Source organism: Nocardia sp. NPDC004860 (assembly GCF_040609015.1).
In the GTDB taxonomy this organism is placed as follows: Bacteria; Actinomycetota; Actinomycetes; order Mycobacteriales; family Mycobacteriaceae; genus Nocardia.
In genome coordinates this window covers 1-21,763 of record NZ_JBEXJI010000050.1, presented here as the reverse complement: position 1 = coordinate 21,763, position 21,763 = coordinate 1, and the positions used below count along the sequence as shown (strand labels likewise).

Here is a 21,763-nt window from a genome sequence, read left to right as displayed (position 1 = left end):
GTCAGCAGCCCCCCTTCGGCGCGTCGATGATCGCCTTGGCCCACTGTTCCCCGGCCTGCGTGCCCGGCCAGTCGTCGAGCGTGTCCATGTACAGCCGGCGAGTTCTGGGTAGCCACTCGTCGATGTCGGCGCGAGTCCAGCCGACGGTCGGCACCGGCTCGTGGACGACCACCTCGATCGTGCCCTCACGGGCCGTCACGGCATTGCGCCACATGATCTCACCGGCATTGCGAATCACGATCGGCACGATCGGAACTCCGGCGTCGACCGCGAGGTGGAAACCCCCCTTCTTGAACGGTCCGATCTTCGGGCTCATCGACCGGGTGCCTTCCGGCGACATTGCGATCGAGATTCCACCGCGAAGTTTCTCGGTGGCGGACCGCAACGCGGAGATGGCCTGCGAGGTGCTCGAACGGTCCACGAACGCGACGTCGGCGAGATCGAATACCCGTCCGACCACGGGCATTTCGCGTATCTCGGACTTGGCGACCACCGTGTATCCACGGCGCAGCACCCGCGCGGTGACCAACGCGTCGATCAGCGTGCTCTGATGGTTGACGAAGAACACCGCCGGTCGTTGCGTGGCGGCATTCTCGGCGCCGGTCACTGTGATGTCGATGTTGCCCAGCCATCCGCCGATGTCGCCGAACAGTGACGTAGCGAGGTCGACGCCGGCCCGGCGGTTGTTCGCCAGTACCCCTGCGACCACGCCTGCGCCGGCCGTCGCGAAGAAGCTGCCGAACATCGCCGCGGTGCGGATGATCGGTCGCGGGTCGAGCGGTCCGGGACCGGTCACGAAAGTGATTGGTGACCAACCATTTTCATCGGCGTGGCGCGCCAGCTCCGGCTGCGGATTGACGGGATGGGGATGCCCGGCCGCCGACAGCAGCGCAATATCTTCGTTCCCGTTGGCGTACACGTGAGACGCATCGAGCGCGATGCCGTGCCGATCGGCGAACGTGCGCACCGCGGCGAGTTTCCCGTCGCCCCACAGCGGCCGTCCGGCGATCCGGCCGGTGATGATGCCGTGCTCGCTTTCCAATTCCGTGCAAAGGACATGTTCGATACCCAATTCCCTTGCCATCGGGGCAATCTGGAGCCGGGTGGCGGAGGAGGCGATCATCACGGTATGGCCGCGATTCTGGTGCGCGCGAACCAGCCGCCACGCCTCGTGGAAGAGCGCGCCACCGATGGTGTCGGTGAACAACTGCTCTCCGAGGTCGAGCAACTCTGCTTCGGTCCGGCCGATCCAGCCGCGAATGCCACGCTGCATGAGATCGGCGAACCCTGCTTCGTCCGGTGTGCCCCGCAATCCGGCCAGCACGGTCCGGACGAATTCATCCGGTCCGATCTCGAAATTCCTTGCGCGATGGCGGTATAGGGCCGTCGCCGAGTACCCCTCGATGAGGGTGCCGTCGAAATCGAAGATTGCCGCGATGCCTGGGCCGGATGGGCCTGACTTGATGCTCTCGACCAGACCATCGACTGAGGCCATGCCGTGACTCCTTGTTTGCCAACCGAATTGGGGGAGCCCGCGTCGTTGCAGGAGATGTGATGCGCGAAGGGTATCACAAACTAATTGGCTGTCCTACTATTGGAGGACCTACGTTCTGTGGGCACGTTTCTTCTATGCATCCGAAGGCTGGTGGGTTGCGATGACATGCAGGCAGCCAAGGGCTGCGGTCCTCGGGGCAGGCTCATGGGGGACGGCGGTAGCGGCGATTCTGGCGCGTAACGTGCCAACAACGCTGTGGGCCCGTTCGGCCGAGGTGGCGGCAGATGTGAACACTCGATCACGCAACTCTCGGTACGTGGGAGAGCTTGCGCTGCCGGAGAATCTGCGGGCGACCACGTCCGTCGAGGAGGCGGTCGGTGACGCGGACGTGATTGTGATGGGGGTTCCCTCGCACGGATTCCGGCAGGTGCTCGAGTGCGCCGCGCCGTTCGTGCGGCCGTGGGTACCGGTCGTCAGTCTGGTCAAGGGGCTCGAGCAGGACACAGATCTCCGGATGACGGAGATCGTCGCCGAAGTATTGCCGGGACACCCGGCGGGCGTGCTCGCCGGGCCCAATATCGCCCGGGAGATCCTCGCCGGATTCGCGGCGGCGGCGACCGTCGCCATGCCCGACCAATCATCGGCGGCGCAGCTCGCCGAGCTGTTCCGCACCTCCCGGTATCGCGTGTACTCGAGCACCGATGTCGTCGGAGTGGAACTGTGTGGCGCGCTGAAGAATGTGTTCGCCATCGCCGCGGGGATGGGAGACGGCGCAGGGGCAGGAGCCAACACCAAGGCGATGGTCATCACGCGGGCATTGCGCGAGATGAGCCGGTTGGGTGAGGCGTTCGGCGGCGATCCACTGACATTCGGCGGGCTGGCTGGGAATGGCGACCTGATCGTCACCTGCATCAGCCCATTGAGCCGCAACCGCCGGGTCGGTGAAGCCCTGGGGCGTGGCGAGAGCATCGATCAGATACTCGCCTCCATGTCTCAGGTGGCCGAAGGTGTCCGCGCCGCCGGTGTGGTGCGGCGCTTCGCGGAGAAGGCCGGTATCGACATGCCCATCGCGGCCGAAGTCGACGCCGTCGTCAATCACGGCGCGACCGCGGCGGCGGCCTACCGCGGGCTGTTGCGGTCCGCGCCGGGGCACGAGCTGCACGGGAGCGGCTGGTAGTGACGCGGAACATGGTGCCGCGCACGGGATCCGCGATTTTTGACACTGATTCGCTCACTAACGAACCGAACGGATGAAATGATGCCGACCTCGCACGAAACCCGGTCATCCTGGGGCGGACCACCGGACCTCAGCGCCTGGGAGGCGCTCATGTGGCGCGCGGAGGGGGACCATCGCACCCGATCCACCGGTGTCGTGGTCGAACTACTGGAATCCGAGCCGGATTGGGAGCGGCTGGTTCTCGCGCACAAGCGCCTGACCCAGCGGATTCCGCGACTGCGGGAGCGGGTCGTGGAGCCGTTGCTGCCATTGGTCGCGCCCGCGTGGTCGCCGGACCTGGATTTCGATCTCGACTGTCACCTCCAGCATGTGCGGGCCCCTCGGGAGGGCTCGATCGAGGAGATGTTGGCGCTCGCGGCAGCATTCGCCGGACGGCCGCTGGATCCGAATCGTCCGCCCTGGGAGGCGATGCTGATCAGTGGCCTGGCCGACGGCGGTGCGGCGTATCTGCTCAAACTGCACCACAGCCTGTGTGACGGTCTCGGGATGCTGCAGTTGCTCGATCTCACACACGGGCACGGCCCCGAGCCCAGTGAGATCGACGCCGCGCCGGTTCCGGCCGCGCGCCGGGTCGAGACACCGCACGGACTGCTGGCCGACCGGCTGGGAGCGCGAATCGCCTCTGCTCCAGGCGAACTGCTTCGATCATCCGCCGATCTGATCGGCAGAGGCCTGACCGATCCGATCGGCGCCGCCGCCGGCGTGATCCGTTTCGGGCAATCTCTGCGGCGGGTGCTGAACCCGCCGGATGCGCCGCGTTCACCGGCGCTGGGCGCGGGCGGGACCAGCTATCGGCTGCTGACGCACGACGTACCGCTCGCCACCCTCAAGGCTGCGGGCAAAGCCTGCGGGGGGTCGGCCAACGACGCGTTCCTGGCAGGTCTGCTCGGGGCCTTCCGCCATTATCACGACCATGTGGGAACCTTCGTCGAGCGGATGCCGATCGGAATGCCGATCAGCCTGCGAACGGACCGAGATCCCATGGGCGGCAACAAGTTCGCGGGGGCACGGTTCGCGGCCCCGGTCGCGGAGCCCGACCCGCGGGCCCGCATCGTGATGATCCATGACGTGGTCGCGCGGGCACGGGTCGAACCGGCGATCGGATTCCTCGATCTGCTCGCCCCCGTCATGAGCCGGCTTCCGGGAATGGTGCTCACCGAGCTCAGCAGTGAAATGACCGGGGTTTGCGACCTGCAAGCCTCGAACCTGGGCGGAATCGGCAGGGCGTTCTACATCGCGGGAGCGCGGGTGTCCCGCGTCTACCCGATCGGACCGCGCCCCGGGGTCGCGGCGATGGTCACCGTGGTGTCGTACGAGGGAATGTGTTGCGTCGGAGTGAATCTCGATCCCGATGCGATCACGGACGTGGCCGCGTTCGCCAACTGCCTGCGCGCGGGATTCGATGAAGTACTGGCGCTGGCGGACTGAGTCCCGTCTTCAGGCTACGAGTCCTGGTCGTCCAGGTACAACGAGATCGCTTCGGCCCGATTGACCGCGCCGAGCTTGCGCAGCACTTTCTTCACATGTGACTTCACCGTTTCGACGGTGATGACGAGCCGATCCGCGATCTCGTTGTTCGAGGCGCCCACCACGATGAGTTTCAGCACCTGTGCCTCGCGCGGCGTCAGCAACTCGCGCAACGCGGGCCGCATCGGTGGTGTCGGCTCGGCGGACGCGGCGATTCCGATCCCGAGGTCGAGCTCCTCCGCGGCACACGACTCCGCATCCGCGATCAGTTGCCGTGCCGCGGCGAAGATCGCTTGTTGCTGGTGCTGCATGCGGTCGGTCCGCACCTCACGTTCGTACACGACGGCGAACGCCGAGGTGATGATGTCCAGCAGGGTGGTGTCGGCGGAATCGACGGCGAACGGCAGATCCCGGGCGGCGTGGATCAGGGCACGGACCTCGGATCGGATCACGACGGGTGCGACGAGGTAGTCCGTCGCACCGAGCAGCGCCGCCATCGACGTGGCGGGATCGGCCACCGTACCCGCCACGATCGCCGACTGGCGTTGCGTCACGCAGCGGTGCTCCTCGGGAGAGAACCGGCGCTGCGGCGAATACGGTTGCCAGGTGGGAGAACCGGAGTGAACGTGCTGTACGGAGTAGCCGACCGCGTCGATGATGGAGTACGTCGCGCACCGGAAGTCCAAGGCGCTGACCAGCTCCGAGCAGGTTCGGCGGACAAGCGCCCCGATCGAGCCGGCGTCCCGCATCCGGGTGATCGATCGGGGGATGGCGGAGGCTTGGCGCGATCGTGCCGCGTACAACAGGTGGCGGGCATCCGATTGAGCGCCGAGGCTGGCCGCGGTCAACCGCGCCCGTGTGAGGTCGACCGGCGAGGAACCGGCCGGGGCGGCCGACAGCGCCGCGGCGGTTGTCTCCGCGGACTGGGCGATCGCCTCCGGCAAGGTGGTCGCGCTGTGTGACCTCATCCCCAGGTGCATGACCTGCCGGAGATCGTGGTCGAGAACGACGAGGGTGTCGAACGCCTTGCGCGCCGCCTCCACGCTCATAGCGCGAACTCGCACGGCCCCGAAGTCATCCGCGCGAAGGCGGCGACCGCGGCCGCGCGACTCGAGGTGCCGAGCTTCTTGGCGATCTGCTTGAGATGCGATTTGACCGTGCCCTGGGAGATCCGCAGGTTGCGGGCGATCTGCAGGTTGGTTGCACCGGTTGCCAAGTGGGCCAGCACTTCTCGCTCTCGCCCGGTCAATGAAGCCAGGCCGGCCGGTGCACCGTGCGAGTACCGTGACGGCCGGCGCACGGAGTCGGGGGGCGAGGCCGCGAACGTCGCGCCGTCGACGTCGTGCAGCATCGATACGACCTGGACGTAGCTGTCAGTGGCTCGCCTGACCTGCTGCTCCATCCGATCCCGCAGGATCGCGCTCTCGAAGAGGATGGACAGACATTCCGCGAAGGTCGTCGCCAGTTCGAGATCGTCATGGGTCAGGCTGGCCGGATCGGCCGGACGATCGGCGTGCAGCATCCCGATTGTGCGGCCGCGCACGGTGATCGGAGCTGCCACATATGCCTGTGTGCCGGCCGCGTCGACGATCTGCTTGTACGTTCGCTTGTCCGAGACCGGATCTGGAACGAGGGCTGCGGTCCTGCGCCGGATCAGCAACTCCGTCTCCAGCGGAGCGTCCGACAGCGGGATCCGCGCACCGTCTACGAACTCCTCGAATGCCGCAGAGGCCGCGGTGCGGTTCTCGATGTGCAGATGCTGTGGTAGCCAGATCGATCCGCTGATCGTCGAGATCATCGCGCGGCCCACCGACAGATCGCGGCACGCGCGCGCGGGCGCCGCGTCGATCAGCTCGCGCGGTGACAGTGCGGACAGCTCGTCGATGCTGCCGCGGATCTCCGACAGGGTGGAAAGCTGGTGTGCCAGTGCCGCTTCCAGCCCGGTGTTCTGCACCTGGTGGATCGCGACCAGCAGCTCGTACCCCTCCGCTCGACGCTCGGCGGCGATCTCCGCGGCGTTCACGAAATCTTCGAGCCGACCTCGTAAATGGGCCAGGCGAGCATGCCCGGGTAGCGGAATGTCTGGTTCGGATTCGATCCCGATGAGGTCGGTCGCGCGAAGGAACAGATCCTGCATACGTTCGGCGAGCATTTCATCATCAGCGGCCGAGATCCAGGATGCTTGCGGCATCACGGAGGCCTCCTAGCGCGGGTCAGCGATGACCCTTTGAAGCGTTACCTACACGTTGCATGAAAGACATGCGGAAGCCAGATCGTACTGTTGCGCCTATGTGACGTCAAACACACGATCTTAAATGAAAAATGTCCTGTTTAAATGGCTCACCCCAACGGGGGATTAGCGGGGGGCATTCGAGTGATTTCACGTCTGATCAGGCGGTTTTCCATTATTCGCTTTCTAGCATCGGTCCGAGCATCGACGTAATAGGAGTCACCAATGGAAATCCAGGCCGCAGTTTTGGGCGAGGTCGGAGAGCAGTTCCGTATCGAAACCGTCGACCTGGGGGTGCCCGCGGCCGACGAGGTGATTGTGGAAATCGCCGGCTCCGGAATCTGCCACACGGATGTCGCCGTACAGGCCGGTCACCTGCCGTTTCCGCTGCCCGGCGTGCTCGGGCACGAGGGCAGCGGCACCGTGCTCGAGGTCGGCACGAATGTCGACTCCGTCGCGCCGGGCGACAAGGTCGCGATCAGCTTCAACAGCTGTGGTGAGTGCGCGCAGTGCGACAAGGGCGCCCCGGCCTACTGCCTCCGATTCATGGAGTACAACTTCGGAGGCGTCCGGGCCGACGGCTCCGCTGCGGTGACGCACGCTGGAAAGTCCTTGGGCGGCAACTTCTTCGGCCAGTCCTCGCTGGCGACGCACGTCATCGCGCACGAGCGGAACGTGGTGAAGGTGCCTGACGATGTGCCGATCGAGCTGATCGGTCCGCTCGGCTGCGGGATCCAGACCGGCGCCGGGGCCGTCATGAATTCACTCGACATCCAGCACGCGGCGGCGCTGGCCGTCGCAGGCGGCGGCACGGTCGGGCTCGCGGCGGTGCTGGCGGCCGTGGTGCGCGGGGCCGCGCTCATCATCGTCGTGGAACCCCACGAGAGCCGGCGCAAGCTCGCTCTCGATCTCGGGGCCACCCATGCGATCGATCCGAGTGCGGCGCCGATCTCCGAACAGATCCGGGCCATCGTGCCGGATGGTGTCGAGTACGCCATCGACACGACCGCGCAGTTGCCGGTGCTCGAACAACTCCTGGGTTCGCTGGGCGCCCGCGGTGTCCTGGGAATGATCGGTGTCCCGGCGGATCCGGCGGCTGCACTGCCGGTCGCGCTCATTCCGGCGGTGCTGCAGGGCCTGACCATCCGCGGCGTCACCGAGGGCGACGCCGATCCGCAGGCATTCATTCCCTATCTGCTCGACCTGTACCGCGAGGGCAAGTTCCCGTTCCACAAGTTGATCAGCACGATGCCGCTCTCCCGGATCAACGAGGCCATCGCGGCCCAGCACCGCGGCGACGCGGTGAAGGTCGTGCTCACCACTCACTGAAGTCGAAACAACAAAGCCCCCAAAGGAATACATCATGACCATCGCGCACGACACCTTCTATGTCGGCGGTACCCGGCGCAACCCCGTGTCCACCGGGAGAATCACGGTGACTTCGCCCAATAGCGGGCAGGTGCTCGGTTCGGTGCCGGACGGCGCCCCCGGCGATATCGATGCCGCGGTGGCCGCCGCGCGCGCCGCCTTCGACGATCCCACCGGGTGGTCGCAGTGGGCGCCGTCCAAGCGAGCCGAGGCGATGGAGCGGCTGGCGGACGCGCTCGACGAGCGGGCGCCGCAGCTCGTGCAGGCCGTCAGCTCCCAGAACGGCATGCCGGTCGCCGTCGCCGCACAGCTCGAGGCCGCGTTCCCCCAGCTGCTGTTGCGGTACTACGCGGGCCTGGGGCGTGAAATGTCGTTCGATGAGAACCGGCCCGGGCTGCTCGGCGGATCGACTCTCGTGAGCCGAGTACCGGTCGGCGTGGTCGGGGCGATCGTGCCGTGGAACTTCCCGCAGGCGCTGGCGGCCTTCAAATACGCACCGGCGCTGGCGGCCGGGTGCACCCTCGTGATCAAGCCGTCGCCGGAGACCGTCTTCGACAGTTATGTCCTGGCCGATGCGGTCGATGAAGCCGGAATCCCGCCGGGCGTCATCAATATCGTGCCGGGCGGCCGTGAACTGGGCGCCTACCTCGTCGCCCACCCGGACATCGACAAGGTCGCCTTCACCGGTTCCACGGCGGCGGGACGCAATATCGCCGAGGTATGCGGCCGGATGCTCCGGCCGGTCACCCTCGAGCTCGGCGGGAAGTCGGCGGCGATCATTCTCGACGACGCCGCTCTGGACCTGTCGAGGATCGGTGAGCAACTGTTCGGCGCGACCCTGCTCAACAACGGCCAAGCCTGCTATCTCGGCACCCGGGTGCTCGCGCCGAAGGCGCGCTACGCGGAGGTCGTCGACGTCTTCACCGGTCTGGCCGCCTCGTTGACCGTCGGCGACTCCTTGGATCAGGCAACCCAGATCGGCCCGATGGTCAGCGAAAAGCAGCGCGAGCGCGTGGAGTCCTACATTGCCAAGGGCCGCGGCGACGGCGCCCGGATCACCACCGGTGGCGGACGGCCGCGGGGGTTCGAGGCCGGTTGGTTCGTGGAGCCCACGGTTTTCGCCGATGTCGACAACAGCTGCGCCATCGCGCAGGAGGAGATCTTCGGGCCGGTCCTGTCGGTGATCGCCTATGACGGGGACGACGAGGCGGTCCGCATCGCGAACGACAGCGATTACGGCTTGGGCGGGTCCGTGTGGACCGCCGATCACGACCGAGGCGTGGCGCTCGCGCGACGGATCCGCTCGGGCACCGTGGGCATCAACGGCTATCTGCCGGACCCGACTGCACCGTTCGGCGGCGTCAAGGCAAGTGGTCTCGGACGCGAGCTGGGTCCCGAAGCGCTGTCCGCCTACCTCGCCCCGAAATCGATCTACCTGTAGGCCTTGGACTCCTGGAAACCCCGGCGGATTTGCCGCTGACCGAATACCGAAGGAAATAACATGGCTGCAGTCGGTGGCGGCAAGCATCGAGTCGACACGACAAAGATCGCCCGGGACGTCCGGCGTCAGGGGCGGGGTGGCGCTTCGGCATTGGGCGACTTCTACGTGACAACGTGTGAAACGTTTCGATGTCTGTTCAAACGCCCGGTACAGTGGCGTGAATTCATCCATCAGGCGTGGTTCATCTGCCGTATTTCGATCGCGCCGTCGATTCTCATGGCGATTCCTTTTTGCGCCATGATCATCTTCGAGATCAATCTCATCCTGGACCAGATCGGCGGCATCGACCTCAGCGGCAGCGGCGCTGGTGTGGGTGTGATCAGGGAAATGGGGCCCATGACGACCGTGCTGGTCGTGGCGGGCGCCGGAGCGACCGCCATCTGCGCCGATCTGGGATCGAGAAAGATTCGCGAGGAACTCGACGCCGTGGAGGTGCTCGGAATCGACCCGATTCAACGGCTGGTCGTTCCGCGCGTCGTCGCCGCAGCCGCGGTCGCGGTGTTCTTGAACTGTGTTGTGACGGCGGTGGGCATCGCCGGCGGATATGTCGTGAGTGTTTATGTGCAGGGCGCGACACCGGGACAGTTCGTGAACAGTCTTTCGCTGTTGACCGGCTTGGGCGACTTCGTTGTCGGCGAAATCAAGGCCGGCGTCTTCGGCCTGCTCGCGGGCCTGGTCGGATGCCATCTCGGCATGCGGGCGAAGGGTGGGCCGAAAGGTGTCGGCGAGGCCGTGAATCAAACGGTGGTGGTTAGTTTCGTGCTGCTTTTCCTGACGAACTCGATCATCACCACCATCTCGCTGCAAGCATAGGAGGCTTCGAGTGGCGACAAAATTTGCCAGAGCCGCGAATGCGCCGATCGACGGTCTCGCGGATCTGGGTGAGCAGCTCAAATTCTATGGGCGCAGTATTCAATATGCGCCGCACACTTTCCGGCAATATCGCGGCGAAGTACTGAAGCTGATCGCCGGAGTGAGTATGGGGACCGGTGCGCTCGCGAAGGTCGGCGGGACCGTGGTCATCCTCGGATTCATGGCGATGGCCGGCGCCTATGAGGTCGGGCAGCAGGGCGATACATCGCTGGGCCGGATCGGCGTCGGCGCGCTGGCGGGATTCGTGTCCGCGTTCTTCAACACCCGGGAAGCAGTCCCGCTGATGACGGCGTTCACGCTGATCGCCACCGTCGGCGCCGGATTCACCGCCGAATTGGGGGCGATGCGGGTCAGCGAGGAAATCGACGCGCTGGAGGTAATGTCCGTGCCGCCGGTGTCGTTCCTGGTCACGACGCGGCTGATCGCCGGTGTCATCGCGGTGATACCGCTGTACGCGGTCGCCCTGGTGATGGGATATCTGTCCACGCGGTTGGTGACCTTGATATTCACCGAACAGACGAGTGGAACCTACGACCATTACTTCAAGGAATTCTTGATTCCCGCGGACGTGTGGTGGTCGCTGTTCAAGGTGATCGTCATGGCCGTCGTCGTGATGTGCGTGACATGTTATTACGGGTATCACGCTTCGGGTGGCCCCGCGGGCGTCGGAGTCGCGGTCGGTCGCGCGGTACGCACCTCGCTGATCGCTGTCATGGTAATCGACCTGCTGGTGGGCATCGCCGTTTTCGGCGGTCCCGATGCCGGCGTGCACATTTCGGGGTGATGTCATGGCGAGTGAGTTGAGTGAATCGCGATCGCGATTCCGCGCGGCCGGCATCGGCATCGCGATGATCGCGTTGCTGCTGGGATTGACGGGCCTGTCGATCGGCCTCTACAGCAACGCTTTCGAGTCGACGGTCAGGGTCGCCATTCGAACCGACCGATCCGGGCTGATGATGGACACCGGCGCACAGGTCGAGCTGAGCGGCAAGGTCGTGGGCCGGGTGGTCGGCGTGGCCCATCAAGGCTCCGGGGCCGTCATAGAGCTGGCCGTGCAATCGGATCAGCTGAAATGGATTCCTGCGAACGTGGGCGCCAACCTGAGCACCTCGACGCTGTTCGGCCGCAAATACGTTGCGCTGATCCGGCCCGCGGAGCCGGCGGGGCAGCGACTGGCCGCAGGAGCGGTGATCGACGCCGGACAGGTGACCGTCGAATTCCAGGACGTGCTCGGCGATCTGATGGCGGTGCTCGAACAAGTGGATCCGACACAGGTCGCCACCGTACTGAGCCAGGGCGCCACCGCGGTGCGCAGCCGCGGCGGCGATCTCGGGCACAGCATGGACATCCTGGCGACGTACCTCCACGAGTTCAACGGATCCATGCCGACACTGCAACGCGACATTCCGAAGCTGGCCGACAACGCCGACACCCTCGCCGCGCTGTCACCGGATCTGCTTGCGGTGCTGGACAATACGACCGTCACCGGCAGGACACTCACCGAGAAGCAGTCGGGATTGGCCGCGTTTCTGATGAGTTTCACCGGATTCGGCAATGTCGGGAGCCAGTTCTTCAACGCCTCCGGCAAACCTCTGATCGGGGCGTCGAATGCGCTCGATCCGGTGACCGATGTCCTGGCCGACTATTCCCCCGAATATCAGTGCCTGCTTTCCGGTCTGGTGCAGGCGGATGACTATCTGAAGCGTGCGCTGGGAGGCGCCCGGCCGGGCCTCAATATTCTCGGCACGGTGCCGATGGGTGATCCGTTCTATACCCAGCAGAATCTGCCGAAGGTCGGCGACGTCCGTAATCCGGTGAACTGCTACGGATCTCATGACGGTGCCACCGCGGCAGACCCGGGGCACACCGATTTCGATGACGGAAGCCAGGCGTATCGCACTGCGGCGGGCCCGGTGCTCGGCGGCGCGAATATCGCCGATCTACTGTTGGGACGAACAAAATGACAGTCCGCGGTCCCGCCATCAAGCTGGGCATATTCGTTGTCGTCACGAGTGTGGTGGGCTTTCTGGTCGCCACCGCTGTGGGAAACATGCGCTTCACCCCGGTGAAATCCTATGCCGCGATGTTCTCCGACGCGTCCGGCCTGAAGTCGGGTGACGACGTGAAGGTCGCCGGCATACCGGTCGGCAAGGTGGTGTCGGTCGATCTGACCGGGCCCAAGGAGGCGCGGGTCAACTTCGACGTCGATTCGAGCCGGTCGCTCACCTCGGCGACGACCGCGCAGATCCGGTACAAGAACCTGATCTCCGACCGCTATCTGGAACTTGCCGACGGCTCGGCGCCGGCCCAGGTCATGCCACCCGGGTCCGTCATTCCGATCGACCGCACCAGCGGCGGGCTGCAGATGGACAAGCTCGTGAACGGGTTCCGGCCGCTGCTGCAGGGATTGGATCCCGACGCGGCCAACCGGCTGACGGCGTCGGTGATCGCCGTGCTCGACGGGCAGTCCGACAAGATCGCCGACATCGTCCGGCAGGTCGGAACGCTCAGCGGCACCCTGGCCGACAAGGACCGTGCGATCGGGGCGGTCATCACCAATCTCGGCGCGGTGCTGTCCACCGCCGACAAACGGGGACAAGACCTTTCGAATGTGGTGGGCAATCTCCAGCAGCTGGTCACCGGGCTCGACGGTGATCAGCAGACCGTCGTGAACGCGGTGGACCGTATCGACGCGGCGACCGCGACGCTGGCCGGTGTGCTGGCCGATGCGCACGCGCCGCTCACCACCGACATCACTCAATTGGGTAATACGGCGGCGAATCTCAATGCCAAGACCGATGACCTGAACGCCTTGCTGGCCGGGCTGCCCAACGCTTATCAAAAGATCGCCCGGGTGAGCAGTTACGGGAACTTCGTGAATTTCTTCGTGTGCGGTTTGGCGATCCGCTATCCAGGACCGCAGGGTGGCGCCGACACGCCTATGGTCATCGCTCCGGCCGATAGGTGCAAATAATGAATTGGGTGGCACATCAGGTCATGCGCCTGAGAAATCGCAAACGGATTCCCATGCGAGAGCGAAACCGCGTGCGAGTGGGGATCATCGGCAGCCTGGCGGTCGTGGTGGTGCTGGCGCTCGTATTCGAGTACCGGTCGCTGCCGGGTATCCACGGTGGAGCCGACTACCGCGCCGAATTCGCCGACGCGAGCGGGCTGTACGCGAAGGACGAGGTGCAGGTCGCCGGAGTGGTGGTCGGACATGTCGACAGCGTCGAGCTCTCCGGTGACCATGTGGTCGTAGGGTTCTCGGCCGACACCCACGGTGTCGCTCTCGGCGGGCAGACCCGGGCTGCGATCAAGGTCGCCACCCTGCTCGGCAAGCGTTATCTCGAGCTCGCACCGGAAGGTTCGGGGACGCTCGCCGCGGGTGCCACGATTCCCTTGCAGCGCACCGCTTCCGGCTATGACGTCTCGCAGTCGCTCGCCGAGGTCTCGAATACGGTGGCGCGCACCGACAAGAAGCAGTTGACCGAGGCGCTGGACAAGGCCGGTCAGTTGCTGCACACAGTGTCACCCGACCTGGGTTCCTCGCTGACCGGGCTGACCCGGTTGTCGAATTCGGTGGCGTCGCGGGACCAGGCGGTCGAGGACCTGCTGGCCCATGCGAACGGGGTGACCGGAATCCTGGCGCAGCGAAACCAGCAGTTCGCGCTGCTGCTGAGCGACGGCCGGTCACTGTTCGCGGCACTCAACACGCGAGCCGCTCAAGTGCACGGGGTCCTGGTGCAGGCGAAGCAGGTCTTCGACGAGCTGAGCGCGGTGGCCCGCGACAATGCGGCGAGCATCGGGCCCACGCTCGCCGAACTCGGGAAAACCGTGGACACGTTGAACCAGAACTATCGCAATATCAGCGAGGCGGTTTCGGGGCTGCGGAACTTCACGACCTCGCTCAGCGATGTCGTCGCCAGCGGCCCGTTCTTCAACGTGCTCCTGGACAACATCACGCCCGCGAATCTGAGCAATCCGGGAGGGTCGCGATGAAGAGAGTATTCCGGTTCGCGCCAATCGCTGTCGTCCTGGTCGCCGCCGTCGTCGTGGCGATGGGGGTGGTGTTCTTCGGCGACGTTTCCAAAAAGCATGTGGTGGCGTACTTCCGCAGTACGACCGGGCTGTATCCGGGTGATGCCGTGGACGTGCTGGGTGTCCGGATCGGGACGGTCGACAAGGTGACGCCCGACGGCGACCGCGTTCGGGTCGAGATGTCCTACGACTCCGATCGCGACGTGCCGGCCGACGCTCAGGCCGCCATCATCGCGCCGACTCTGGTTTCCGGCCGGTATGTGCAGCTCGCGCCGGTCTACAGCAAAGGGCCGGTGCTGGCCGACGGCGCGGTGATCCCACTGGAGCGAACCGCGGTGCCGGTCTCCTTCGACGAGGAGAAGCAGCAACTCGACGAGCTCATCAACGCGCTCGGGCCCGATGGCCGAAATGGCAACGGCCCGTTGGCGGACGCGGTGAGCGCCGCCGCCACCGCGGTGGACGGGCGTGGCGTCACGGTCAACGACACGCTGGGGGCGCTCTCGGCCGCGGCGACCGCCTTGGACAAGGGCAGCCCGGACCTTTTCGGCACGCTGCGCAATCTGCAGAGTTTCGTCACCGCCCTGGCGGCCAACGACAGTCAGATCGTCGGGTTCGCCGGGCAGCTCTCCTCGGTGTCGCGGCTGTTGTCCGACAACCGCACCGAGCTCGATGCGCTGTTGCACAGCCTCGCCACCGAGATGGGGCAGATCCAGGACTTCGTCGCGAACAATCATGCCAAGCTGGTCTCCGATGTGTCCTCGCTGCAGCACATCACGCAACTGCTGGTGAATCAGGAGGACGATCTCGCCCAGATTCTGCACAGCGGGCCGACGGCGCTGGACGACTTCTACAACATCTACGACCCGCAAACCGCGTCGCTGACAGGTGGTCTTGCGCTACCGGGTATTCCCGATGGCCGGTCGCTGCTCTGTGTCCTCGCGACGACGGTGAACGCGCCACAGGACATGTGCCGGACGGCGACCCAGGCGCTTGCCGGTCAGCTTGCCGCCGGTCTGGCGGGTCAATTCGGAATGCCAACGACACCAACTGATCTCCAAAGCCTGTTGGCGCCAGTGATGGGCGGTAGATGATGCGACACAGGACGAAATTGACCGCGGTCTCCCTGAGCCTGCTGGGTTCGCTCGCGGTGCTGACCGGCTGCGGCCGCTTCGAAGGGGTCAACTCCCTGCCGTTGCCCGGGACGGCGGTGGACGGCAAGGGTTTCGACGTCGTGGTCGAGATGCGCAATATCCAGAACCTGGTCAACAACTCGGTGGTCAAGTCCGGTAATGTCGACGTCGGCACCGTGCGGTCGATCCGGTTGGACGGCTGGCAGGCACGCCTGACGATCTGTCTGAACGAGTCGGCGGCCCTGCCCGCGAATGTCGCCGCGACGCTGGGCCAGACCAGCATCCTCGGCGCGCAGTATCTCGAACTGGCGGTGCCGCCGGGACAGCAGGCCGACGCACGCACACTGCGGTCGGGCGATGTCATCGCGCTGGATCGCAACGCCGAGTACCCGTCGACGGACCGGGTGCTGGCCTCCCTGTCGGCGGTTCTCAACGGCGGTGGGCTGGAACAGATTCGAACCATCGTCGCCGAGGCCGACCGAGTACTCGACGGCCGGCAGAACACGGTGCGCGATCTCATCGACAACCTGGACACCTTCGTGACCGGGTTGAACAGTCAGCGCGACGACATCGTGCGGGCCATCGACGCCGTCGACCGGCTCTCGGGCACGCTCGCCGCGCAGACGGACACCATCGACAAGGGGTTGTCGACCTTGGCGCCCGCACTCGGAGTGCTCGACGCTCAGCAGCATCAGCTCACCGGCACGCTGGACAGTCTCGGCCGCTTCGGGCAGATCGCCGACCAGGTGCTGGCCGCCTCCCACGCCGGTCTCGTCGACGATCTGACCAATCTGCGGCCGGTGCTGACCGAATTGGCCGCCGCCGGATCGAATCTGCCGGGCGCTCTCGATCTGGCCGGCACGATCCCGTTCCCGGTGTCCACGATCGACCGGGCGATCAGGGGTGACTTCATCAATCTCTATCTGACGCTCGATCTGAGTGCCAACGGGGTGCTCAACAAGATCCTGCCCAGTATTCCGAAGGGCGCACTCGAGAGCCTCTTCGCCGCGAGCCGGGTGGTGAACCCACTGCTGGCGCCGACCGAGGTCGCTCCGCCAGTCATTCCCGCGCCGGCGGATTCGAGCACGGACGGAGGACGCTGATGCACAAGACACGCTTGGTCAAAACACAATTGGTGATTTTCGGTGTCATCGCGGCGTTGTCGCTGGTCTATGTCGGGATCAACTACTGCGGTGTGCAGCGCTACAGCGGAATCGGCACCTACACCGTGACCGCGAACTTCGCCGACGGAGCGGGTCTGTACCAGAACGCTCTGGTGACCTACCGAGGCGCCGATGTCGGCACGGTGCGATCGATCGCGTTGACCGACACCGGGATCGCGGTGGAATTGCAGCTGAAATCGGATCGGCCGATTCCCGCCGACACACTCGCCGCGATCAAGAGCGTTTCGGCGGTCGGCGAGCAGTATGTCGATCTGACCCCGGGCGCCGGGAACGGCCCCTATCTGCGCGCGGGCAGCGTGATCCCGGTGGAGCGCACGACGATTCCGGCATCGGCGGCGACCCTGCTCGATGACGTGGAGCGACTGCTGAAAGCCGTTCCGCGCCAAGACCTGGAAAAGACGCTCGCCGAAAGTTCGCGGGCACTGGATGACGCCGGATCGAAGGCAGGCGGGTTCATCGACTCGGCCAATGCGATCGTGGCTCTGGCACAGGCGAACCTGCCGCAGACCAAGGCGCTCATCCAGGACGCCGAACCACTGCTCGACACCGGTACCGCCGTGTCCGCCGAGCTGAAATCCTCGGTCCACGACCTGTCGTCGTTCACCTGGCAACTCGCCCACAGTGATTCCGATGTCCGGTCGGTCCTCGACCAGGGTGCGGGCTTCGCGGATACCGTCGGTTCGGCACTCACCGACCTCACCGCGCCCTTGCCGAACCTGCTGGCCGACCTGCAGACGGTGGGTCAGGTACTGCGGGTGAACGTCCCTGGCCTGCAACAGATCCTGGTCGTTTATCCGGCGATCACCGCGTCGTTCAACTACAGCGTGCAGCACCAGGGGCTGCAGCGCGACGGCGACCCGCTCGGCCCGCAGGCGCCCTTGGATGTGAAATTGCTCGACACCTTCGGCCCGGTCACCTGCACCCAGGGGTACGAGGGCACCCAGCATCGCGATCCTTCCGATGTCATTGCCGCGCCGGCGAATCCGGACGCTCGGTGCCGGCTGCCGCAGAACGATCCACAGGCCGTGCGCGGCTCGCGCAATATGCCCTGTGCGACGAATCCGGCGGTGCGGACCGCACTGGCCGCCGACTGCCCGGGTGGCCCGCCTTCGGCGTGGCCCGGAATGCTCTCCCGGCCGTCGAGCGCCGGACCCGATACCGGCGCGGCCGTGATCCCCGGGGCTCCCACACCGCCGGAGGCTGCGCCCCCGGCACCGGGGCAATCGGATCAGGCGCCGGCAACAGACGGGGCCGTCCAGCCCGCCAATTGGACGAATGCGGTCCCCTACGACCCGGCGACCGGAAACTTCATCGCGCCCAACGGAAAGACCTACACGATCTCTTCGCTCGGCACCACACACAAGGAGACGATGAGATGGCAAGAGTTGCTTACCAATCCGACCACCGTCTGACACCGGATGATCCGGACGCGGACGAGGTGGCAGCCGAGTCGGTGATCGACCAGGCGGCCGCTGAACCCTCGATCGACGAGGGCGCCGAGGGTCCGGCGGTCGAAGAGCCGGACGATGAATCCGCCACTCCGGCACGCACGTTCGCCGCTCCGGCGCTCGGGCTGGTGGTGCTCGTGGTCGCGCTGATCGCGCTCGCGGTCGCCACGGTCCTGATGTTTCTGCAGGTCCGAAGCACGGACGCGCACAAGAGCAGGGATGCCGCGGCGGTCGCGGCGGCGCGGCAGATGGTGGTGGATCTGACCACGCTCAGCCAGCAGGCCGTGGAACCGGATATCAATCGGATACTCGCCGAAACCACCGGATCGTTCCGGGATCAGTTCACGCATCAGGCCGATACGTTCCGGCAGGTGCTGTCCAAGGGCGCCGTCGATTCGACCGGCGAGGTCACCGAAGCCGGCTTGTCCAGTGCGGACGACGACCATGCCGAGGTGCTGGTCGCGTCGACCTCGACGGTCAAGAACACCGATGCGCCTGACGGGCAGCAACGGGTGTACCGGATGAAAGTCAGCCTGCAGCACGTCAGCGGCGCGTGGCTCGTCTCGAATGTGGAGTTCGTATCATGAGGACACTGCGGCAGTGGCCCGCCGCCTTGACGGCCCACATCGAGGGCTGGTCACGCCGGCGCAAGAGCCTCACCCTGATCCCGTTGGGCGCCTTGGTGATCGCGCTGGCCGTCGGAGTGGTGGTGCTGGGCGTCCGGATACACGGCGACGAGGCGGTGGACGAGGCGCGCGGCAGTGCGCTGGCCGCGGCCGATGCCGCGGTCCCGAAACTCCTGTCCTATCAGGCGGACAGCGTCGATCGCGATCTCGGCTCCGCGTCGGATCTGCTCACCGGTGATTTCGAGAACCGGTACGCGTCGCTCGTCAAGGACACGATCATCCCGGCCGCCAGACAGAACCAGACGGTCACCCGGGCGACGGTCGCCGCGAAGTCCGTGGTCTCCGCGACGGCGGATTCGGCGACCGTCCTGCTGTTCATCAACCAGACGACCACCGGCAAGGACGCGACACAGCCTCGACTGGACACCAGCCGGGTGCGCATCCAATTGGACCGCGTCGCGAATCACTGGCTCATTTCAGGATTGCAGCCGGTATAGCCGGCGGCACGAACTTCGCAGAGTACGTAATGATCGTCGAACACCTGGAGGGGCCATGAGTGGCGTCGAAGTTTCCGTGGAGGGGCTGACGAAGTCCTTCGGATCGCAGAATATCTGGCGGGATGTGTCATTGACGCTGCCCCGCGGCGAGATCAGCGTGCTGCTGGGACCATCAGGCACCGGCAAGTCGGTATTCCTGAAGTCGCTGATCGGGTTGCTCCGGCCCGAGAAAGGCTCCATCGTCATCGATGGCACCGATATCCTGCGATGCTCGAGCAAGGAACTGTACGAGATCAGGAAACTGTTCGGCGTGCTGTTTCAGGACGGAGCCCTCTTCGGGTCCATGGATCTCTATGACAACACCGCCTTTCCGCTGCGTGAGCACACCAGGAAAAGCGAATCCGAGATTCGGAAAATTGTCATGGAGAAGATGGACCTGGTCGGATTGGCCGGCGCGGAGTCCAAACTTCCGGGCGAGATATCAGGTGGCATGAGGAAGCGCGCGGGGCTGGCTCGCGCGCTGGTCCTCGATCCGCAGATCATCCTCGTCGACGAGCCGGATTCCGGCCTCGACCCGGTGCGCACCACCTATATCAGCCAACTGCTGATAGACATCAACGCCCAGATCGACGCCACCATTCTGATCGTCTCCCACAACATCAATCTTGCGCGCACGGTGCCCGACAACATCGGCATGCTGTTCCGCCGCGAATTGGTGATGTTCGGCCCGCGTGAAGTGCTGCTGACCAGTGACGAGCCGGTGGTGGAGCAATTCCTCAACGGAACCATGATCGGGCCGATCGGGATGTCGGAAGAAAAGGACGAAGCCCAGATGGCCCATGAGCGGGCGCTGGTGGCCGCCGGTCACCACGCGGGTGGTGTCGAAGCCGTCGAGGGGATCATCCCGCAAATGCGCCCCACGCCCGGCATGCCGAAGCGGCAAGGCGCGATCCGTCGCCAGGATCGTGTTCGCACCATTCTGGATACGCTGCCGCTGGCGGCGCAGACAGCAATCCTGGAGTCCATGACCGAGGACGAATATCTCGGAACGGCGATATAGCCGAGATCCGCCCGAGCGCCGGGGCCGCCATTCACCCCCGTGTGGGGTCAATACCCCCCACTGTGGTGACGCGCAGGGGCCGAGTCGTCCATGAGACTCGAATCACAGTGCGGCGCGGCAAACGCCGACCGCGCCGGCGCTCTCCGCCATCAATCGAGAACTGAGAGAAGGTAGACCATGACGACGGTTGAATCCGCCGACACCGGGACCGTCCCCGACGAGATCGCCCGCAAGATCGTGCTGCCGGAGGGGCACACCGACGACACGACGCTGTACGAGGCATACCGCTGGCTCCGGGAGAACCAGCCGCTGGCTCAGGTCCGGGTGGAGGGCTACGACCCGCTGTGGCTCGTGACCAAGCACGCCGATCTCATGGAGGTCGAAAAGCAACCGGACATTTTCGCCGCGGGCGGCGGCGAGGACAAGGGCTCGCACAATCCGATTCTCCAGAATCAGGCCGGCGACGAATTCACCAAGACCCTCACCGGCGGCAGCCTGCGCATCCTGGACGCCCTGCCGTATCTGGACCCGCCGGAGCACACCACCATCAAGGATGTCGCGTTCGACTGGTTCCGGCCCGCGAACCTCAAGAAGTGGGAAGACCAGATCCGGGAGAACGCGAAGGCGGCCGTCGAACGCCTGATCGCGGGACCGCCGGAGTTGGACGCCGTCCAGGAATTCTGTGTGTACTTCCCGCTGCGCGTCATCATGACCCTCTTCGGCGTTCCTGAAGAGGATGAGCCGCGCATGTTCGCCCTGACCCAGGATCTCTTCGGTGTCGCCGATCCGGACGCGATGCGGGACGACGTCGAGGCGCTCTCGCCCGAGGCTGCCGCGCAGCAGTTCGCGGCCGCGGTCGCGGACTTCTACGCCTATTTCGATGTGCTGGTCGAGAACCGCCGCGCCGAACCGCGTGACGACCTGGCCACCCTCATCGCCGTCGCGAAAGACGAGTCCGGGGAATACTTCCCGAAGACATACGCGTACGGCTGGTTCGTCGCGATCGCGACCGCCGGGCACGACACCACGGCGAGCACCCTGGCCGGATGCCTGCATCAGCTGGCCGAGCGGCCGGATGTGCTCGAGCGGGTCAAGAACGATCTCGACCTGATTCCGCATCTGGTCAACGAGTCGTTGCGGATCGTGTCCCCGGTGAAGCAGTTCACCCGGGTGGCGCTGCGCGACTACGAAATGCGCGGTCAGCAGATCAAGGCCGGCGACCGGCTGATGCTGCTGTTCCAGTCCGGGAACCGCGATGCCGAGGTGTTCGACAATCCCGACACCTTCGACATCGATCGGCGGCCGAACAAGCACATCGCCTTCGGGTACGGGCCCCACATGTGCATCGGCCAGCATCTGGCCAAGCTCGAGATGCGGGTCATGCTCGAGGAACTGCTGCCCAAGCTGGCCCGAGTCGAGGTGATCGGCGAGCCGAAGCTGATCCAGACCAACTTCGTGGGTGGGCTGCGGAACCTGCCGGTCCGCCTGACCCTGTCCTGACGCTCGCGGTGCGGGGGCACAGTCGAGCGGCGTCTGTTCAGATCAGCCCACGACCAGGCCCGTCGCTGAGGGAGCACCGAACGCATTTCGATGATGTCGCCGTCGATGA

The 21,763-nt window shown here is 65.5% G+C and carries 19 protein-coding genes; 16 read left to right on the top strand and 3 right to left on the bottom strand.

The features are described from left to right. Position 1 precedes the first annotated feature (1 nt). Positions 2-1,495 carry an HAD-IB family hydrolase gene (locus ABZV44_RS44255; RefSeq protein ID WP_354851000.1) on the bottom strand — a complete coding sequence of 498 codons (1,494 nt, stop codon included), beginning with the start codon at positions 1,493-1,495 and terminating at the stop codon, positions 2-4. A gap of 160 nt (positions 1,496-1,655) precedes the next feature. Here ABZV44_RS44255 and ABZV44_RS44250 point away from each other — a divergent pair, with 160 nt between their 5' ends. Beyond that, positions 1,656-2,672 carry an NAD(P)H-dependent glycerol-3-phosphate dehydrogenase gene (locus ABZV44_RS44250; protein WP_354850998.1) on the top strand — a complete coding sequence of 339 codons (1,017 nt, stop codon included), beginning with the start codon at positions 1,656-1,658 and terminating at the stop codon, positions 2,670-2,672. Positions 2,673-2,753: 81 nt separating this feature from the next. Next, positions 2,754-4,160 carry a wax ester/triacylglycerol synthase domain-containing protein gene (locus tag ABZV44_RS44245; protein WP_354850995.1) on the top strand — a complete coding sequence of 469 codons (1,407 nt, stop codon included), beginning with the start codon at positions 2,754-2,756 and terminating at the stop codon, positions 4,158-4,160. A gap of 14 nt (positions 4,161-4,174) precedes the next feature. Here ABZV44_RS44245 and ABZV44_RS44240 read toward each other — a convergent pair whose 3' ends face one another. After that, on the bottom strand, positions 4,175-5,248 hold the full coding sequence (locus ABZV44_RS44240; RefSeq protein WP_354850992.1) for a helix-turn-helix transcriptional regulator: 1,074 nt from the start codon (positions 5,246-5,248) through the stop codon (positions 4,175-4,177). Then, positions 5,245-6,390 (bottom strand): LuxR C-terminal-related transcriptional regulator, encoded by a 1,146-nt coding sequence (locus tag ABZV44_RS44235; protein ID WP_354850990.1) that lies wholly within the window; start codon positions 6,388-6,390, stop codon positions 5,245-5,247. The genes ABZV44_RS44240 and ABZV44_RS44235 overlap by 4 nt, the downstream gene beginning before the upstream one ends. Positions 6,391-6,654: 264 nt before the next feature. On the opposite strand from ABZV44_RS44235, the gene ABZV44_RS44230 reads away from it, so the two are divergent. From ABZV44_RS44230 to ABZV44_RS44165, 14 genes are all read left to right on the top strand, one after another. Beyond that, the gene (locus ABZV44_RS44230) at positions 6,655-7,758 is read left to right on the top strand and encodes an NAD(P)-dependent alcohol dehydrogenase (RefSeq protein WP_354850987.1); all 1,104 of its coding nucleotides are present in this window, start codon (positions 6,655-6,657) and stop codon (positions 7,756-7,758) included. 34 nt (positions 7,759-7,792) lie between these two features. Then, complete coding sequence (locus ABZV44_RS44225; RefSeq protein WP_354850984.1) at positions 7,793-9,238, top strand: aldehyde dehydrogenase; 1,446 nt, start codon at positions 7,793-7,795, stop codon at positions 9,236-9,238. Positions 9,239-9,298: 60 nt separating this feature from the next. Then, positions 9,299-10,111 (top strand): ABC transporter permease, encoded by an 813-nt coding sequence (locus ABZV44_RS44220; protein WP_354850981.1) that lies wholly within the window; start codon positions 9,299-9,301, stop codon positions 10,109-10,111. A 10-nt stretch (positions 10,112-10,121) separates the two neighbouring features. Next, positions 10,122-10,955 (top strand): ABC transporter permease, encoded by an 834-nt coding sequence (locus tag ABZV44_RS44215; RefSeq protein ID WP_354850978.1) that lies wholly within the window; start codon positions 10,122-10,124, stop codon positions 10,953-10,955. Positions 10,956-10,971: 16 nt separating this feature from the next. Beyond that, a complete protein-coding gene (locus tag ABZV44_RS44210; protein ID WP_354850975.1) occupies positions 10,972-12,135 on the top strand; it encodes an MCE family protein in 1,164 nt (387 codons plus the stop codon). Continuing rightward, positions 12,132-13,145 (top strand): MCE family protein, encoded by a 1,014-nt coding sequence (locus ABZV44_RS44205; RefSeq protein ID WP_354850972.1) that lies wholly within the window; start codon positions 12,132-12,134, stop codon positions 13,143-13,145. The genes ABZV44_RS44210 and ABZV44_RS44205 overlap by 4 nt, the downstream gene beginning before the upstream one ends. 53 nt (positions 13,146-13,198) lie before the next feature. After that, positions 13,199-14,170, top strand: coding sequence for an MCE family protein (locus ABZV44_RS44200; protein ID WP_354850969.1), 972 nt, complete (start codon positions 13,199-13,201; stop codon positions 14,168-14,170). Then, entirely contained in the window at positions 14,167-15,300 is a 1,134-nt protein-coding gene (locus ABZV44_RS44195) for an MCE family protein (RefSeq protein WP_354850966.1), read from the top strand. The genes ABZV44_RS44200 and ABZV44_RS44195 overlap by 4 nt, the downstream gene beginning before the upstream one ends. Before the next feature lie 17 nt (positions 15,301-15,317). Further along, positions 15,318-16,442: an MCE family protein gene (locus tag ABZV44_RS44190; RefSeq protein WP_354850964.1), complete on the top strand. Its 1,125-nt coding sequence runs from the start codon at positions 15,318-15,320 to the stop codon at positions 16,440-16,442. After that, positions 16,442-17,935, top strand: a complete 1,494-nt coding sequence (locus tag ABZV44_RS44185; protein WP_354850961.1) for an MlaD family protein — start codon at positions 16,442-16,444, stop codon at positions 17,933-17,935. Before ABZV44_RS44190 ends, ABZV44_RS44185 begins: the two co-directional genes overlap by 1 nt. After that, a complete protein-coding gene (locus ABZV44_RS44180) occupies positions 17,899-18,558 on the top strand; it encodes a hypothetical protein (RefSeq protein WP_354850959.1) in 660 nt (219 codons plus the stop codon). Before ABZV44_RS44185 ends, ABZV44_RS44180 begins: the two co-directional genes overlap by 37 nt. Next, positions 18,555-19,094 (top strand): hypothetical protein, encoded by a 540-nt coding sequence (locus ABZV44_RS44175; protein ID WP_354850956.1) that lies wholly within the window; start codon positions 18,555-18,557, stop codon positions 19,092-19,094. The genes ABZV44_RS44180 and ABZV44_RS44175 overlap by 4 nt, the downstream gene beginning before the upstream one ends. Before the next feature lie 55 nt (positions 19,095-19,149). After that, positions 19,150-20,154 (top strand): ABC transporter ATP-binding protein, encoded by a 1,005-nt coding sequence (locus ABZV44_RS44170; RefSeq protein WP_354850953.1) that lies wholly within the window; start codon positions 19,150-19,152, stop codon positions 20,152-20,154. Positions 20,155-20,331: 177 nt separating this feature from the next. Next, complete coding sequence (locus ABZV44_RS44165) at positions 20,332-21,654, top strand: cytochrome P450 (RefSeq protein WP_354850951.1); 1,323 nt, start codon at positions 20,332-20,334, stop codon at positions 21,652-21,654. Positions 21,655-21,763 lie beyond the last annotated feature (109 nt).